We start from the raw sequence: 16,133 nt of genomic DNA, 5'->3' as shown, positions 1-16,133 counted from the left end.
CGCGGTGACGGCGACCGCCCGCCCGCGCACGACCGAGGAGGGCACGGCATGCGAATCCGGGGCGGGCGTCTCCCGGCCGGCCGGAACGCGGCCGGCGAGGGCGCGTCCGGTGCGGGCGCGTCCGGTGCGGGCGCGTCCGGTGCGGGCGCGGCTGCCGAAGGCGGTACCGGCGCGGACGGCGCCTCCGGTGACGGTCCGGCGGCCGGCGGCCGGGGCTCCACCGGTGCGGGGGCGCTCTCGTCCCCCTGGGTCCGGGGCGCGGCGGCGCTGCTCGCCGGGGCACTGCCCGCGCTCGCCTTTCCCGCGCCCGGACTCTGGTGGTTCGCCTACGGGGCGCTGGTCCCCTGGCTGCTGCTGATCCGCACCGCGCCCTCACCCCGCAGGGCCGCGCTGGACGGCTGGATCGGCGGCATCGGCTTCGTCATCGCGGTGCACCACTGGCTGATCCCGAGCCTCCACGTCTTCATCGTGCTGCTGGCGGCCCTGCTGGGGCTGCTCTGGGCGCCCTGGGGGCTGCTGGTGTCCCGGCTGCTCGGCGGGTCCCCTTCCGTGTCGCGTGCGGTCGCCGCCGTGGTCGTCTTGCCCTCCGGGTGGCTGACGATCGAGCTGGTCCGGTCCTGGGAGGGGCTCGGCGGGCCCTGGGGGCTCCTCGGTGCGAGCCAGTGGGAGGTCGCCCCCGCCCTGCGGGTCGCCTCGGTGGGCGGGGTATGGCTCGTGAGTCTGCTGGTGCTCGCGGTGAACACCGGCGCGGCCCTGCTGGTCGCCGACCGCGCGGCCCGTACGGCCGCCGGCGTCCTGCTGGTGGTGTGCGCCCTGTCCGTCGCGGCGATGTGGGCCTGGGCGCCGCGGCCCACGAACACGGGCACGGGCACGGGCACGGTCAGGATCGCCGTCGTGCAGCCGGGCGTCGTGGAGGGACCGGGAAGCGTCGCGCGCCGCTTCGACCGGGGCGAGGAGCTGACCCGTTCGCTGCGGGGCCGGAACGTCGACCTGGTCGTGTGGGGCGAGAGCAGCATCGGGGCGGGCGCCTGGGAGCGCCCGGAGACCGCGCGGCGGCTGGCCGGGCTGTCCCGCCTGGTCGGCGCGGATCTGCTGGTCAATGTGGACGCGCGGCAGACGGACGGCTCGGGGCGGTCGGGAATCTTCAAGTCGGCGGTGCTCGTGGGCCCGGACGGGCCGACCGGGGACCGCTACGACAAGATGCGTCTGGTCCCCTTCGGCGAGTACGTTCCGGCCCGCTCCCTGCTGGGGTGGGCGACCTCCGTGGGCAAGGCGGCGGGCGAGGACCGGCTGCGCGGCGACCGCCAAGTGGTGATGACCCTGCCGGAAGGGGCGCGGGGGCTGCGGATCGGCCCCCTGGTCTGCTTCGAGACGGCGTTCCCCGACATGAGCCGCGGGCTGGTGCGCGACGGGGCGCAGGTGATCGTCGCCCAGTCCGCCACCTCGACGTTCCAGGACAGTTGGGCCCCGGCCCAGCACGCCTCGCTGGGGGCGCTGCGGGCCGCCGAGAACGGCCGCCCGATGGTCCACTCGACGCTCACCGGGATCAGTGCGGCGTACGGGCCCCGGGGGGAGCGGGTGGGCCGCCCGCTCGGCACGGACGCGAGCGCGGCGGAAGTGTTCGACCTGCCGCTGGCGCGCGGGAGCACACTCTACGTCCGGCTCGGCGACTGGCCGGTGTACGGGGCGCTGGCGGCGCTGGCCGTGCTGTGCGCCGTCGAGGGGCTGCGGGCGCTCAGGAGGCCTGCTCCAGGGCCTCCCGGACCACCCGCTCGCACAGCTCATGGGTCGCCAGGGCGTCCCGGGCACTGAGCGTTTCGCCCCGGCGCACGGCGTCGAGGAAGGCGTGCACGCAGGCTTCGATGCCGCGCTGCCGGGCCACGGGGACCCAGTCGCCGCGCCGCCGCACGCTGGGCTGCCCCTTGTGGTCGACGATGTCCGCGAGGTTGAGGACCTGTCGCTTGGAGTCCTGGCCGGAGACTTCGAGGATCTCCTCGGTGGACCCGTTCAGCCGGTTCATCATGCCGATCGCGGTGAATCCGTCGCCGGACAGCTGGAGCACCACGTGGTGCATCAGCCCGTCCACGATCCGGGCCCGCACGGTGGTGTGGTCGACGGTGCCCGGGACCAGGAAGCGCAGGGTGTCGACGACGTGGATGAAGTCGTCGAGGACCATCGTCCGGGGGTCCTCGGGCAGTCCGACCCGGTTCTTCTGCATGAGGATCAGCTCGCGCGGGTGCTCCGCGCACTGCGCGTAGCCCGGGGCGAGGCGGCGGTTGAAACCGACGGCGAGGCTGACGCCGCGTTCCTCGGCGAGGTTCACCAGCCGCTCGGAGTCGGCGTACTCATAGGCGATCGGCTTGTCGACATAGGTGGCGACACCGGCTTCGAGGAGCCGTTCCACGATCTGCGGGTGCACGGCGGTCGGGGCGTGCACGAACGCCGCGTCCAGCCCGGCGGCGAGGAGGGAGTCGAGGGTCGTGTGGCGTCCCCCGGCCGGAACGCGGTGGGTGTCGCCGACCGCGTGGAGCGTGGCGGGGGTGCGGGTCTGCAAATGCAGTTCGACCCCCGGTACGGCGCTGAGCACCGGCAGGTACGCCTTCCGCGCGATGTCGCCGAGCCCGATGCAACCGATCTTCACGAGGTCTCCTGTCGCCGTGTCGCGCCGCGGTGCGCGGCAGTTCGCGCCCCGGCAGCATACGTCGCCGCCGCCCTTCGCCCTCCTTCCGGTCCGCTCGCGAATTCCCTGGCCAGGGCCATGATCATGAGTCACTATGGCCCCCATGACTTTTCCGGAACGCTCCGAACCCGCTCTCGACGCCGCCGAACGCCCCATGCTGGAGGGCTGGCTCGACTACCACCGCGCGACCATGGCCATGAAGTGTGCGGGGCTGACCGACGCCCAGGTGCGCGAGGCCTCGGTGCCGCCGTCCGCCTTCACGTTGCTCGGGCTCCTGCGGCACATGGCCGAGGTGGAGCGCGGCTGGTTCCGTGCGGTGCTGGCCGGCGAGGAGCTGCCGGACCTCTTCTGCACCGAGGAGGACCCCGACGGTGAGTGGCATGTGACGGAGTCGGACACCTGGGCCGAGGCGGATGCCGCCTGGCGGGCGGAGGTCGCGGCGGCCCGTAAGAACGCCGCCGCGTACGACCTGGACGACTTCTCCAAGGGCGTCGGCTCGGCGGGCAAGCCGTTCAACCTGCGCTGGATCTACACGCACATGATCGAGGAGTACGCACGGCACAACGGCCACGCCGACCTGGTGCGCGAGCGCGTGGACGGCGCCACCGGCGACTGACGGCCGCGTCCCCGGCGAGCGCGGTCCGGGCACCGTGCTGACCGGGTCACTCGTGCGGGCCATTCCCCGTGCACCGGGCCCCCTGATGCCCCGGGGGACCGCAGAGTTGTCCCGTGCAGAGAACCAGAATCGCCACGAAGCTCCTGGTCGGACTGACGGTCGCGGCCGTCTCCGGCTGCGTCTCGGTGGAGCCCCGGGCCGTTCCCCCGCCGACTCCCGGCGCCACCGGGCCGGTCCAGGACGTGGCCCCGCAGATCATGCAGCCGCCCGCCCGTGAGGCGTTGGAGGCGGTGCCGGATCCAAGCCCCTCGGCGGCCCTGCCGTCCTCCCCCGCGCCCCCGGCCGCCGGCTCCCCACCGCGGGCCCGGCGCACCGCACCGACGGGGATCTCCCGTCCTCGGGAGCGCCCGGAGCCGCCGGAGTCCCGGACGCCGCGCCGGGTCCCGGGCGTCCCGTCCGTCACCGTGCCCGCCCTGCCGCGCGTCCCCGGCGTCGGGGCGGACGTCTGCGCGCTCGGCCGGGGGTACGGCGGCTGGCCCGCGGGCAGTCCGGAGTCCCGCAGCTGCTCGGAGACGTACGGCCGCTGACGCTCCCGCCTCAGCGCGGGCGCCCGGGGTCACTGCTCCCGCATGCGCAGCTCCAGGCGGTGGATGGCGGCGCGGACTCCGCCGCCGTACCCGTCGTCCGGGAGCGAATCGGCCGCGGCGCGGGCCCGCTGGAGGTGGATGCGGGCCGAGTCGGGGCGCTGGAGTTTGAGGTAGTCCGCCGCGAGGTTGAGGTGCAGCGAGGGGTAGAACGCCCGGACGGCCGGGGTGTCGCGGTGTTCGGATGGCCGGGCCCCGCCACGCCCCTCGCCGCCGCCCGGCCCGGCCCCTCCACCCGGCTGGTCGCCCGGCCCCTCGGCGGTTCTCAGCCCATCGGCGGCCGTCAGAGCGCGGAGATCCCAGGCCAGCTCGTCGCCGGGGTCGTCCTGGGTGTCGGCCATGTAGTGCGCGAGGGTGCAGCGGTGCAGGGCGTCGCCGTCCGCTCCGAGCTCCGACCAGAGCGCGCCGAAGCGGTTGCGGGCCTCCTCCCGGTCACCTCCGTGGAGCAGCATGATCGCCTGGCCGATCCTGGTCATGACGGCGTCGTCGGACGCCTCCTGCTGCTCCACCACTGCGGTCTCCTCCGTCGCCGGTCCAGCCGGTTGCCGTCGGTCCGACGCTAACGCCGGGCTTCCGCATAACCGGTCAGACACGGGCGTCAACGCCCGTCGGACGGGGCCCGTCAGCCGGGGCCCGTCGGTCGGGGCCCGTCAGCCGAGTTCGGGGATCCGCCAGTCGATCGGCTGGTGCCCCTGGGCGGCCACCGCCTCGTTTATCCGCGTGAAGGGGCGGGAGCCGAAGAACTTCTTGGCGGAGAGCGGCGAGGGGTGCGCGCCCTTCACCACCACGTGGCGCTCCTCGTCGATCAGGGGCAGCTTCTTCTGCGCGTAGTTGCCCCAGAGCACGAAGACCGCCGGGTCGGGCCGGTCGGCGACGGCGCGGATCACCGCGTCGGTGATCTTCTCCCAGCCCTTGTTCTTGTGGGAGTTGGCCTCGCCGCCCCGGACGGTGAGCACGGCGTTGAGCAGGAGGACGCCCTGCTCCGCCCAGGGCATCAGATAGCCGTTGTCCGGAATCGGCAGGCCGAGCTCCTGCTGCATCTCCTTGTAGATGTTGCGCAGGGACGGCGGCGTCCTGACACCGGGGCGCACGGAGAAGCAGAGCCCGTGTCCCTGGCCCTCGCCGTGATACGGGTCCTGGCCGAGGACGAGGACCTTCACCTTCTCGTACGGAGTGGCGTCCAGTGCGGCGAAGACCTGCTCGCGCGGCGGATACACGGGACCCTTGGCCCGCTCCTCCTCGACGAAGTCCGCCAGTTCCTTGACGTACGGCTTCTCAAGTTCTTCGCCGAGGACGGCGCGCCAGGACTCGGGCAGCAGGTCGATATCGGTCACGTCCACAACCTCCGGTGAGCAACAGGTTCTTGATCCCAGAACCTACCGGGCGCCACTGACATCCGGTCCCGGAAGCCCCTCCGGACAGCGCCTACCAGCTGGCCTTGCGGTACAGCTCCCACAGCTGCATCACGGTCTGCGGGTCGAGTGCGCGCTCGGTGCCGCCGATGTCCTCGCCCGAGGCGACGTACAGCTTGGCCTGCCACAGCGGCAGCAGCCGGACGTCCTCGACGAGGATCTCCTGGGCCCGCTCGAACTGCTTGCTGACCGCGCCCCGGTCGCTCTCCTGCCGTGAGGCGGGGATCAGCTGCTGGGTGATCTCCTTGTTGATGTACGGGGTGCCGGTGACGCTCTCCTTGCCCACGAAGGGCGCGATGAAGTTGTCGGGGTCCGGGAAGTCCGGGTACCAGCCGCGGCCGAAGACCGGGTAGTCGCCCTTGTTGAAGCCTTCCTGGAAGGTCGTCCAGGGCTCGCCCTGCAGCGTGATCTCGAACAGCCCGGAGGCCTCCAGCTGCCGCTTGAGCTCCTCGAACTCGGGCTCCGTGGACGAGCCGTACCGGTCGGTGGTGTACCAGAACTTCATCTTCACGGGCTCGGTGATACCGGCCTCGGTGAGGATGTTCTTCGCCTTCTTGACGTCCGGGTCGCCGAAGGTGTCGAAGAAGCTCGTGGTGTGTCCGGCGATACCCTTGGGGACCATGGAGTAGAGGGGCTCGGCGGTTCCCCGGTAGACCTTGGCGACCAGGGCGTCGCGGTCCACGACGTGGGCGATGGCCTTGCGGACGGCGGGGTTCGCGGCGGCCGGGTCCTTCGGGTTGAAGACCAGGAAGCGGATGTCCGAGCCGGTGCTCTCGACGATCTGGAGGCCGGCGTTGTCGTCCTTGTTGTCCTCCAGGCTGACGACCTCCTCGGCGGTCAGGCCCCGGTAGGTGGCGTCGATCTCGTCCGCCTTGAGCGCGCTCACCATGTCGGCGGACTTCTCGAAGTAGCGGATGGTGACCGCGTCGTTCTTCCGGTCGGCGAAGCCCTTGTAGTCCGGGTTCTTCTTCAGCTCGGCGGTGGCCCGGCCCTTGTAGGACTCCAGGAGGTAGGGGCCGGAACCGGTGACCTTGCCGTCGTCGCGGATCTTGTCCTTGCGGTAGTCGCCGGGGGCGACGAGGGACATGGCGGGCGTGGCCAGGATGAACGGGAACGTGGCGTCGGACTTGTTCAGGTGGAAGATGACCGTGTCGTCGCCCTTGGTCTCGATCCGGTCCAGGGAGTCGAGCATCCCGGCCGGGCCGCCCTTGAAGTGGATGTCCACGATGCGGTCGATGGAGTACTTCACGGCCTCGGCGTCGAGCTTCTCGCCATTGGAGAACGTGAGGTTCTTCCTGAGCGTGCACCGGTACGCCATGCTCGTGGCGTCGGTGAACTTGCAGGAGTCCGCCGCGTCCGGCTCCGGCATCGTGCTGCCGGAGGGGAAGCTCACCAGAGTCTGGTAGACGTTCCGCATCAGCTCCCAGGACCCGTCCCAGGCTGCCGCGGGATCCAGTGTGGACGGGGAGCTGGTCGTCCCGACGGTTATCTTCTGGTCGGCTTCCGATCCACTGTCGGAAAGGAGACCGCAGCCGGCCAGCAGAGAAAGGGAAGCTAGGGCTGCAGCAGCCTGCAGACTGGCCCGGTAGAACACGTGCACGCTCCTCGATCAGCCATGGGTCGGCAGACCATACCGCAGCGCCCCACCGGGTCAATCCGCTGGCCCGGCGGGGCACTTGACCCAATCAGGGCCAAACCGTCCCAGGCCGCTCTCAGCCCACGCCGGCGTTGAGGAAAATTCCCCCGTCGACCACGAGGGTCTGGCCGGTGATCCAGTCGGACTGGGCGGAGGTCAGGAAGGCCGCCGCGCCCCCGATGTCCTCGGGTACGCCGAGCCGGCCCAGCGGGTAGGCGGCGGCCGCCTCCGCTTCGCGGCCCTCGTAGAGGGCCTCGGCGAACCTGGTCTTGACCACGGCCGGGGCGATGGCGTTGACGCGGACGACCGGGGCGAACTCGTGGGCGAGCTGGAGGGTCAGGTTGACCATCGCCGCCTTGCTCATGCCGTACGCGCCGATGAACGGCGAGGCGGAGACCCCGGCGACCGAGGCGATGTTCACGATCGCCCCGCCGTTCTCCTTCTGCCAGGCCTTCCAGGTCTGCTGGGCGAAGCCCAGCGCCGAGATCACATTGGTCTCGTAGACCTTGCGGGCGACGTTCAGGTCGAGCTCCGCCATGGGGCCGAAGACCGGATTCGTCCCGGCGTTGTTCACCAGGTAGTCGACGCGGCCGAAGGCCTCCATCGTGCGCTCGACCGCGACGGCCTGGTGCGCCTCGTCGTGCGCCTTGCCCGCGATGCCGATCGCCCGGTCGGAGCCGAGCCGCTCGACGGCCTCCTTCAGGGCGTCCTCACCCCGCCCGGTGATGGCCACCCGGTCGCCGCGGGCGACGAGCGCCTCGGCGATCCCGTAGCCGATGCCCCGGCTCGCGCCCGTGATGAGGGCGACCTTTCCGCTGTCCTGCACCGTCATGATGTCCGCTGCCCTTCGGGTCAGTTGAGGGGTCCGCCGGCCACGTACATGACCTGGCCGGAGACGAAGCCCGCGTCGTCGCCCGCGAAGAAGGCGATGGCGTTCGCGACGTCCTCGGGACGGCCGACGCGCTGGACCGGGATCTGGGTGGCGGCCGCCGCCTGGAACTCCTCGAAGCCCATGCCGACGCGGGCGGCCGTCTGCGCGGTCATCTCCGTGACGATGAAGCCGGGCGCGACGGCGTTGGCGGTGACGCCGAACTTGCCGAGCTCCTTGGCGAGCGTCTTGGTGAGGCCCTGGAGCCCCGCCTTGACCGCGGAGTAGTTGGCCTGGCCCCGGTTACCGAGGGCCGAGGAGGAGGAGAGCGAGACGATCCGGCCGAACTTGGCCTCGACCATGTGGGCCTGGACGGCCTTCGCCATCAGGAACGCACCCTTGAGGTGCACGTTCATCACGAGGTCCCAGTCGGACTCGCTCATCTTGAACAGCAGGTTGTCGCGGAGCACGCCCGCGTTGTTCACGAGGATCGTCGGCGCGCCCAGCTCGGCGGCGACCCGCGCGACGGCGGCTTCCACCTGACCGGCGTCCGACACGTCGCAGCCGACGGCGAGCGCGGTGCCCCCGGCGGCGGTGATCTTCTCGACGGTGTCCTTGCAGGCCGCCTCGTCGAGGTCGAGTACGGCGACGGAACGGCCCTCGGCCGCGAGACGTACGGCGGTGGCGGCGCCGATGCCCCGCGCCGCTCCCGTCACGATGGCGACGCGCTGCTCGGTGGTGGACATGCTTGGCTCTCCTCGCCCTTGGATCGGGGCTCAGCGGGGATCGGGGCGTTTCCCTGACAGTAAGGCCCCCGATTGCTGAGCAACCGCTTAGTACCTTCAGCAGACGAGACGCTAGAAGCCCTGGCACCCGGTGTCAACGGCGCACGCCCCGGCGGGCCGTACGTCACACCGGGCGGAAGCGCCCGCCGCTGTGCCGTCAGGGTCCCACCGGGGCGTGGATCAGCGCACGAGGAGGTCGAGCAGCCGTTCCACCTCACCGGCCGGGTCGGTGGTCAGGCCGCTGTGCACGGCGCCGGGCTGGACGACCGTGGAGCGCGGGGCGATCAGCCAGCGGAACCGTCGCCCGGCGTCGTCGCCCGCCGCCTGACCGGCCCCCTCACCGCCGCCGCAGACTCCCTCGACGGCGCGCAGGGCGGCCCGCACCCCGATGACGTCGGCGCCCGGGTCCAGAGCCTTCAGCTTCGCCTCGTCGAGGTGCGTACGGGCGGCCACGAACGAGTGTGCCCGGCAGTAGACGAGCACCCCGGCGTTGAAGCACTCCCCCCGCTCGACGCGGGGCACGACGCGCAGGAGCGCGTACTCGAAGACATCGCGACGCGTCATCGGCCACCCTCCTCGCCGGCACGGGCGGACGCCGCGGCGCGGTCGTCGGCGGCCCGCTTCGGCCGGGGCGGCAGCCGCTCGGTGAGCCAGCCCGGCGCCTGGGAGGGCCGGGTCGAGGCCGGCGCGTCCAGCGTGATCCGCCCGTGGATGCCGGCGGCCCGCGCGAGCAGCGGTGCGATGTAGGCCCGGCGCACCTCGTCGGCGGAGGCGAAGCCGGGCTCGTCGGCCAGCCAGACGTCCGGCACGTCGGCGGCCACCTCGGTGAGCAGCTCCTCGGTGACCAGCGGGGCGAGCTCGGCGGACGCGGCCGCGATGTCCGGCCCGAAGGGCGCCAGGACATGGTCCGAGGCGTTGTACGGCTTGCCCGCGGAGGCCTGGGCGCCGGGCCAGTTGTGGTGCCAGATCATGGTCGCGCCGTGGTCGATGAGCCAGAGGTCACCGTGCCAGACGAGCAGGTTCGGGTTGCGCCAGGAGCGGTCGACGTTGTTGATCAGCGCGTCGAACCAGACGATCCGGCCGGCCTCGGCAGCCCCGACCTCGTAGGCGAGCGGATCGAACCCGAACGAGCCCGGCAGGTAGTCCATCCCGAGGTTCAGTCCGCCGCTCGCGCGGAGCAGCTCCTGCACCTCCTCGTCGGGCTCGGCGAGTCCGATGACGGGGTCGAGCTCGATGGTCACCAGCTCCGGCACCCGCAGCCCCAGCCGGCGGCCCAGTTCCCCGCAGATGATCTCCGCGACGAGCGTCTTGCGGCCCTGCCCCGCCCCGGTGAACTTCATGACGTACGTGCCCAGGTCGTCGGCCTCGACGATCCCTGGGAGTGATCCACCCTCCCGCAGGGGTGTGACATAGCGGGTCGCTACGACTTCTTGCAACACTTTCCCAGGCCACCCATCTCTTCAGCCTTACAAACAACGGAGGGTCACTGTGGGGCGTAGAGGCGGGAGTCGCCGGTCGACGGCGCTGGGGAGAATCTGGGGGGTTTCGGCTGGCGAGCCGATACCCCGCCCTTCCCCAGCAGACCGTCGATGGCGCCCCGCCCCTTACTGCCGACCTCCGGCATGAAGTGAGCATAGTAACCGAGAGTGATCGCCACCCCTGGACGGCCCTGCACCCGGAGATCACCGAAGGCTCCCCTGAAGCGCTCTCCTGCGACGAGTTCCCGTTTTCTTCCCCTTACCCCTCCCCCGGCACGCCCAAGGTGAACGGGGGGATGAACCCCGCTGGTGCGAACGGTGGCGGCGAGTGGATCCAGACCGTTGCGGCCCAGACCGACGACGGCAGTGAACACCTGCTCGATGACACCCGCTACGACGCCGGGCACTCGGACGCGGGCGGCAGGAGTGAGGCGTGCGAGAGGGGAGCGTGTTCGGCGAGCCATGCGGTGATGTTCCGCCAGGCCGCCTCGACGCGGGCGGGGCCGGCGTTCTCTTCGACAGGCATGCGGGCAACCGTAGTGTCCGCTGCGCGGGAGGTAGTCGTCCCAGCCCTTGCCGTTCTTCCCGCCGACGCGGCGGCAAGCCGGTCCCGGAGCCCCGCCGACTCGCCGCCGCCACGGGCCGACGGTCAGAGGTGCACTCCGTGCCGACCAAGATCCGGCACACGAAACCCCCGGCACCTTGCCACATTCGCACAGTCAGGAGGCCGCCCGACCAGCCCCCGTCATCCTTTTCGCGGTCCTGCAAGAGGGCCGCCGGGCCCGGCATGGCTGTGTCCTGCTGCCGAGACGGGCGCCTTATCGCCGGCCCGGCGGTGACCGAGCCGGACGCCTCCGGGCCTCACCCCCGCGTACCGCCGAGGGGTGGGCGCAGCCGGTCGCCGACCGTGGCCACCGCTTCCTGCCAGGCGTCGTCTATGAAGAAGTGGTCGCCCCCGAGGACGGCCAGGTCGAACGGGCCCGTGGTGTGGCGGCGCCAGTCGGCGATCTCCGGAAGGCTCGCGTCCTCGTCCCGGTCGCCGCCCAGCGCGGTCACCGGGCAGGTCAGCCGTTGTCCCTCCGCATACGCGTAGGTTTCGGAAGCGGTGAAGTCGGCCCGCAGCACCGGCAGAAGGAGCTTGCGGAACTCGGGGTCGGTCAGCGCGCGCAGCGTGCGGGAGCGTTCGCCGAGCCTCGCCAGGAACTCCGGGTCCGGCAGGTGGCGCAACGCCTTCTCACGAAGGGGAAGGTGGGGAGCCCGGTGTCCCGACACCAGCAGCCGGACCGGCTGGACGCCGTGCTCGGCCACGAGGATGCGGGCGCACTCGAACGCGAGCAGGGCGCCGAGGCTGTGTCCGAACAAGGCGATCGGACGGTCCGCCAGGCCGGGGAGACGAGTCCGGAGATCCGCCAGCAGGTCTTCCCACCGGTGGCGGGGAGTCTCGCCGATCCGCTCGCCGTGACCGGGCAGTTGCATGGGGCAGACCTCGATGTCCGGTCCCAGGTGCCGTTGCCATCGGATGTACGTCCGGGCGTTGCCGCCCGCGTAGGGGAAGCACAACAGGCGCAGCGGTTCAGTCACCCGCGCTCACCCCGATCATGATCGAGGCGATGGTTCGGAGCAGCACGTTGGAGGTGCCCTCGTAGATCTTGCCCGCCTTGGCGTCCCGGTAGAGACGTTCGACGGGGTACGCGTCGGTGTACCCGTTCCCGCCGAGGGTCTCCAGGGCAACCGAGGCCGCTTTTTCGGCCACCTCGGACGCGACGTACTTCGCCATGGCCGACAGCCGCATCGTCTCTACCGGGTCGGCGCCCCGACCCTGGTGGTCGGCCGCGTGGTACAGCAGGGCCCGGGCCGCCGCCAGCCTGCTGGCCACGTCGGCCAGCGGGAACTGAACGCCCTGGTAGTCGGCGATCCGGCTGCCGAACTGCTCGCGCGACAGGCTGTAGCCGACAGCCACGTCCAGGGCTCCCTGGGCGAGCCCGACCATCTGTGCGGCGATGCCGAGCCGCCCGAGGTCCAGGCCGGCCATCGCCACCGTCTGGCCGCCGCCGGGCGGGCCGACGCGCTGGGCGGCACGGACCGGGACCCGGTCGAGGATCACGTCCGAGGTGGCCGCCGCCCGCACCCCCAGCTGCTCCACCCGGGCGTCCAGGGACACCCCTGGTGCGTCGGCGGGGACCAGGAACGCCGTGGGGCCGCTGCCGTCGACCAGGGCGAAGACAAGCAGCAGATCGGCGTTGCGCGCGTTACTGGTCCACCGCTTGCGTCCGCTCAGCAGATAGCCCGCGCCCTCCTTGACGGCGACCGTGCTCAGGGCGAACGCGTCGCTGCCCGCCCGCTCCTCGGACAGGGCGAAGGCCCCGATCCTTCCGGTGGCCAACTGCGGCAGATACTGCCTGCGTTGATCGCCCGTGGCGTGGCGCAGCAGCGTTCCCGCGACGAGGACGTTGTGCACGTGGATCCCGACGGCGACTCCCGGGTCCACTCGCGCCACCTCCTCGATGGTGAGGATCAGGCGGCAGAGGGTGCCGCCCGCGCCGCCGTAGCCGCGCGGGATCTCCACCGCCATCAGGCCTTCGGCGAAGAGGCGCTCGCGCAGGGTGGCGTCCAGGGCCGCCTTCCTGTCCATCGTGGCGGAGAGCGGGGCGATCTCCTCCTCGGCGAACCGCCGGACCTTCTCCCGCCACCGCTGGTTCTCCGGGCTGTCGGGGTGGTCCGCGGCGTGCGGCACGGGTGTCGCTTTCACCGCTCCTCCCCGGGCACGGCCCCGCGGGCGACGTCCACCGTGCTCGCCAGCTCCGCCACCGTACGGGCGGCCAGCAGCTCGCTCACCGCCAGGTCGAGCGCGTACTCACCGCGCAGCCGGGCGACCAGCCGCATCGCTCCGAGCGAGTGCAGGCCCAGGTCGCCCAGCTCGTCGTCCGCGCCCACGTCGGGGACCTGGAGCAGTTCGGAGAGCAGCCCGGCGACCAGCCGCTCGGCGTCGGTCCCCGGAGCGGTGTGCCGGTCGCGCCCCCCGGTGTCCGGTACGGGGAGGGCGGCGGCGTCCACCTTGCCGCCGGGGGTGGTGGGAATCCGGTCCATCCAGTACACGGCGGCCGGGACCATGTGCTCGGGCAGTCGGGCGCGCAGCGTCTCCCGTACCACGTCGGTGAGCAGGGGCCCGGCGGCGAGGGCCTCGTCCGGGCGCTCGGGCACGGCGTACGCCACGAGGCGCTGTGCCGCACCGGAGCCGGACACGGACACGGTTGCCGATCCGACTCCCGGCACCCCGCGCAGCGCGGCCTCGATCTCGCCCGGTTCGACCCGGAAGCCGCGCACCTTGACCTGTGCGTCGGCGCGGCCGAGGAAGCGGAACTCGCCCTCGGAGGTGGCGGTGGCGAGGTCGCCGGTGCGGTACAGGGGGCCGGTCGAGGGCAGGGCCGTCGCTGCGTCCACGCCGAAGCGCTCCGCGGTGAGCCGGTCCCGGTCGTGGTATCCGGAGGCGACCGCGTGCCCGGCCACGCACAACTGGCCGGTGGCGCCCACCGGTACCGGGCGGTCGTAGGCGTCGAGCAGGTACACCCGCTGGTTGGGCAGCGCGCGGCCGATCGGGATCGGCTGGCCGGCGTCCGCCTCTTCCTCGCGCACCAGGTGGTAGGTGGAGACCACGGTGGCCTCGGTGACCCCGTAGAGGTTGTACAACTCGATGTCCCGGTCGCCGAACCGGGCGAACCAGGGCCGCAGGATCGCGGGTTCCAGCCGGTCGCCGCCGAGGAAGACCCTGCGTAGCGCGGTGTCCCCGGCCAGCTCGGGCACCAGGTGCTCGAAGAGCGAGGGCGTCTCGCTGAGCACCGTCACCCGCTCCTCGGCGATCAGCCGGGCCAGGGCGCGCGGGTCGCGTCCGGTCTCGCGGTCCACCACGACCAGCGTGGCGCCGTTGCCCAGGGCGCCCCAGATCTCCCACACCGAGTAGTCGAAGGCGAAGGAGTGGGCGAAGGTCCACACGTCCTCGGCCGTGAAGCCGAAGACCTCACGGCCGGCCGCCAGCAGGCTCTGCACGTTGCGGTGGGTGATGGGGACGCCCTTGGGCCGTCCGGTCGATCCCGAGGTGTGGAGGAGGTAGGCCGGTGCGTCCGGGTCCGCGGCTGTCGGCGGGGCGCTGCCGGCCGCCTGCCGGTCCACTTCGGCGAGGGTGACCGTCCGGGCCTCGGCCACGGTGAGCGCGTGGTCCGTCGCGCCGTCGGTGAGGACCAGTTCCGCGGCCGAGTCGGCCAGGACCTCGGCCAGCCGGTCCGCCGGGTACTCCGGGTCCAGGGGGACGTAGGCGGCGCCCGCCTTGAGCACGCCGATCATGGCGGCCACCAGCTCGGTGGAGCGGGTCAGACACAGGCCCACACGGCTCACGTCCGGGCACCGCTCGCGCAGGGCGGCGGCGACCCGGTCGGAGTAGGTGTCCAGCTCCCGGTAGGTGAGCGTGCGGCTCCCGTCGCGTACGGCGACCGCGTCCGGGCGCAGCCGGGCATGGCGCCGGAACGTCTCGTGCAGGGTGACGTCGTCCGGTTCGGTGAGGGGGGTGGTCACGGGTTCCGGAGTGCTGGGGAGGGCCAGCTCCCCCAGCGTGACGTCGGGACGTTCGGTCAGCTGGGTCAGCACCGCGACGACGTCGTCGGCGAAACGCTCCGCCACCGCGTCGGACACCTTCCGGCGGTCGTGGACGATCCGCAGCGGCATGGCATCGCCGGGCATGATCACCATGGTGATCGGGAAGTGGGGCCTGCCGTCGTAGACCAGTTCGGTCATCCGCGCGCCGACGTCGGCCAGGTCGAAGTCCGGCATCGGTACGTTCTCGTACGAGACGCTGCTCTGCAGGACCGGGATCGCGGGGTCCCGGCCGAGCAGCTCCGGCATCTCGGACAGGGGCACGGCACTGTGCCCGCTCGCCTCGACGACGTTTCGGCCGAACTCCCGCAGCCAGGGCCGCAGACGGGCCGTGGGGTCCAGCGTCCTGCGGAGCGGAAGGGTGGCGATCATCGGTCCGAGAATGTCCTGCGAGCCGACCAGGTCGGGGGGCCGGTGCGCCATGGTGATGCCACAGGTGAGGTCCGTGACGCCGAGGAAGCGGCCGAGGACCACGAACCAGGCTCCCTGGGCGAGCGTGGCGAGTGTCAGCTGTTCCGCGCGGGCCAGTGCGGTGAGCCGCGGCGCCAGGTCGCCCAGGATCCGTTCGACGTGGGCGTGGACCGGCTCCCCGGCGGGCACCTCGGTCCCGCCCAGGTGCACGTCCTCCACCGGCTGGTGGCCGGCCAGCTTCTTGCGCCAGAATTCCCGCGCCGCCTCGGGGTCCCGGTCGCGCCACCAGGAGAGGTAGTCGCGGTACGGCCGCCCCGGGGAGACGGTCGGCCGCCCGCCGCGGCACAGCGCCCGGTAGTGGCCGAGGAAGTCCTGAATGGCCAGTGTGAACGACCAGCCGTCCATCAGCAGGTGCGAGAACCGCCAGGAGAACGTCCACCGTTCCGCGCCGCGCCGGATCAGTGTGCCGCGCATCAACGGCGCGTCGCCGAGGTCGAACCCTTCCTTCCGCTCGGCCTCCAGCGACGCCCGCAGCCGCTCCTGTTGCGCGGGTTCGTCGAGATCGCGCCAGTCCAGCGTCTCCAGCGGCAGCCGGGCGGAGCCGTGCACGACCTGCACCACTTTTCCGTTCCTGCGCCAGTGGAAGGAGGTGCGCAGGATCGGGTGCCGGTCGACCACCAGCTGCCAGGCCCGCTCGAAGCTCTCGGGGTGCAGCGTCCCGGCGAACTCCAGTTGCAGCTGTTCCACGTAGACGCCGAGTCCCGGCTGGGCCAGTTGCTCGTAGAGCAGGCCCTGCTGGATCGGTGAGAGTTCGTAGATGTCCGCGATATCGCGCGCAGGTCGCTCGGTAGCACCGTTGTCCGTCATCTCGCCGCCCCGTTCACCGTTGTCAGTCATCACAGCCCCGTCCGCAGTCGTCAGTCATCGCAGCCCTCTGCCCGCCGTCGCGGCTTCCTCGG

The 16,133-nt window shown here is 72.0% G+C and carries 15 protein-coding genes; 3 read left to right on the top strand and 12 right to left on the bottom strand.

Annotated features, from left to right (window positions below):
• The first annotated feature begins 48 nt into the window (after positions 1-48).
• The gene (lnt, locus tag AB0F29_RS35420) at positions 49-1,812 is read left to right on the top strand and encodes an apolipoprotein N-acyltransferase (protein ID WP_361881215.1); all 1,764 of its coding nucleotides are present in this window, start codon (positions 49-51) and stop codon (positions 1,810-1,812) included.
• Here the strand turns inward: lnt and AB0F29_RS35415 are convergent.
• On the bottom strand, positions 1,736-2,641 hold the full coding sequence (locus AB0F29_RS35415; RefSeq protein WP_018957829.1) for a Gfo/Idh/MocA family oxidoreductase: 906 nt from the start codon (positions 2,639-2,641) through the stop codon (positions 1,736-1,738). The two genes, lnt and AB0F29_RS35415, sit on opposite strands and share 77 nt — an antisense overlap.
• A 142-nt stretch (positions 2,642-2,783) precedes the next feature.
• Between AB0F29_RS35415 and AB0F29_RS35410 the strand changes: the two genes are divergently transcribed.
• Positions 2,784-3,296: a DinB family protein gene (locus AB0F29_RS35410; RefSeq protein WP_361881212.1), complete on the top strand. Its 513-nt coding sequence runs from the start codon at positions 2,784-2,786 to the stop codon at positions 3,294-3,296.
• Positions 3,297-3,409: 113 nt separating this feature from the next.
• On the top strand, positions 3,410-3,883 hold the full coding sequence (locus AB0F29_RS35405; protein ID WP_361881209.1) for a hypothetical protein: 474 nt from the start codon (positions 3,410-3,412) through the stop codon (positions 3,881-3,883).
• 29 nt (positions 3,884-3,912) lie between these two features.
• On the opposite strand, the gene AB0F29_RS35400 is transcribed toward AB0F29_RS35405, so the two are convergent.
• The 11 genes from AB0F29_RS35400 to AB0F29_RS35350 form a co-directional block, all read right to left on the bottom strand.
• Complete coding sequence (locus tag AB0F29_RS35400) at positions 3,913-4,452, bottom strand: hypothetical protein (RefSeq protein ID WP_361881206.1); 540 nt, start codon at positions 4,450-4,452, stop codon at positions 3,913-3,915.
• 138 nt (positions 4,453-4,590) lie between these two features.
• Entirely contained in the window at positions 4,591-5,274 is a 684-nt protein-coding gene (locus AB0F29_RS35395) for a uracil-DNA glycosylase (RefSeq protein WP_361881204.1), read from the bottom strand.
• A gap of 91 nt (positions 5,275-5,365) precedes the next feature.
• Positions 5,366-6,946 carry an ABC transporter substrate-binding protein gene (locus tag AB0F29_RS35390; RefSeq protein WP_361881201.1) on the bottom strand — a complete coding sequence of 527 codons (1,581 nt, stop codon included), beginning with the start codon at positions 6,944-6,946 and terminating at the stop codon, positions 5,366-5,368.
• 118 nt (positions 6,947-7,064) lie between these two features.
• Positions 7,065-7,820, bottom strand: coding sequence for an SDR family oxidoreductase (locus AB0F29_RS35385; protein WP_361881199.1), 756 nt, complete (start codon positions 7,818-7,820; stop codon positions 7,065-7,067).
• Between the two features lie 20 nt (positions 7,821-7,840).
• On the bottom strand, positions 7,841-8,602 hold the full coding sequence (fabG, locus tag AB0F29_RS35380) for a 3-oxoacyl-ACP reductase FabG (protein WP_030582031.1): 762 nt from the start codon (positions 8,600-8,602) through the stop codon (positions 7,841-7,843).
• A gap of 219 nt (positions 8,603-8,821) precedes the next feature.
• Positions 8,822-9,205 carry a DUF3037 domain-containing protein gene (locus AB0F29_RS35375; RefSeq protein WP_361881196.1) on the bottom strand — a complete coding sequence of 128 codons (384 nt, stop codon included), beginning with the start codon at positions 9,203-9,205 and terminating at the stop codon, positions 8,822-8,824.
• Positions 9,202-10,080, bottom strand: coding sequence for a HipA family kinase (locus tag AB0F29_RS35370; protein WP_361881193.1), 879 nt, complete (start codon positions 10,078-10,080; stop codon positions 9,202-9,204). Before AB0F29_RS35370 ends, AB0F29_RS35375 begins: the two co-directional genes overlap by 4 nt.
• A gap of 430 nt (positions 10,081-10,510) precedes the next feature.
• On the bottom strand, positions 10,511-10,645 hold the full coding sequence (locus AB0F29_RS35365) for a hypothetical protein (protein WP_361881190.1): 135 nt from the start codon (positions 10,643-10,645) through the stop codon (positions 10,511-10,513).
• A 335-nt stretch (positions 10,646-10,980) separates the two neighbouring features.
• Positions 10,981-11,700 (bottom strand): alpha/beta fold hydrolase, encoded by a 720-nt coding sequence (locus AB0F29_RS35360; RefSeq protein ID WP_361881187.1) that lies wholly within the window; start codon positions 11,698-11,700, stop codon positions 10,981-10,983.
• Positions 11,693-12,868, bottom strand: a complete 1,176-nt coding sequence (locus tag AB0F29_RS35355; protein WP_361881184.1) for an acyl-CoA dehydrogenase family protein — start codon at positions 12,866-12,868, stop codon at positions 11,693-11,695. Before AB0F29_RS35355 ends, AB0F29_RS35360 begins: the two co-directional genes overlap by 8 nt.
• Positions 12,865-16,071, bottom strand: coding sequence for an amino acid adenylation domain-containing protein (locus AB0F29_RS35350; protein WP_361881182.1), 3,207 nt, complete (start codon positions 16,069-16,071; stop codon positions 12,865-12,867). The genes AB0F29_RS35355 and AB0F29_RS35350 overlap by 4 nt, the downstream gene beginning before the upstream one ends.
• Positions 16,072-16,133 lie beyond the last annotated feature (62 nt).

It is taken from the genome of Streptomyces sp. NPDC026589 (assembly GCF_040638385.1).
Lineage (GTDB): Bacteria > Actinomycetota > Actinomycetes > Streptomycetales > Streptomycetaceae > Streptomyces.
This window is presented reverse-complemented; position numbering and strand designations above follow the sequence as displayed.

Excerpts from the sequence above, each read along its gene's own strand:
- lnt (WP_361881215.1), top strand. The coding sequence starts at position 49 with ATGCGAATCCGGGGCGGGCGTCTCCCGGCCGGCCGGAACGCGGCCGGC.
- AB0F29_RS35410 (WP_361881212.1), top strand. The coding sequence starts at position 2,784 with ATGACTTTTCCGGAACGCTCCGAACCCGCTCTCGACGCCGCCGAACGC.
- AB0F29_RS35385 (WP_361881199.1), bottom strand. The coding sequence starts at position 7,820 with ATGACGGTGCAGGACAGCGGAAAGGTCGCCCTCATCACGGGCGCGAGC.
- fabG (WP_030582031.1), bottom strand. The coding sequence starts at position 8,602 with ATGTCCACCACCGAGCAGCGCGTCGCCATCGTGACGGGAGCGGCGCGG.
- AB0F29_RS35375 (WP_361881196.1), bottom strand. The coding sequence starts at position 9,205 with ATGACGCGTCGCGATGTCTTCGAGTACGCGCTCCTGCGCGTCGTGCCC.
- AB0F29_RS35365 (WP_361881190.1), bottom strand. The coding sequence starts at position 10,645 with ATGCCTGTCGAAGAGAACGCCGGCCCCGCCCGCGTCGAGGCGGCCTGG.
- AB0F29_RS35350 (WP_361881182.1), bottom strand. The coding sequence starts at position 16,071 with ATGACTGACAACGGTGAACGGGGCGGCGAGATGACGGACAACGGTGCT.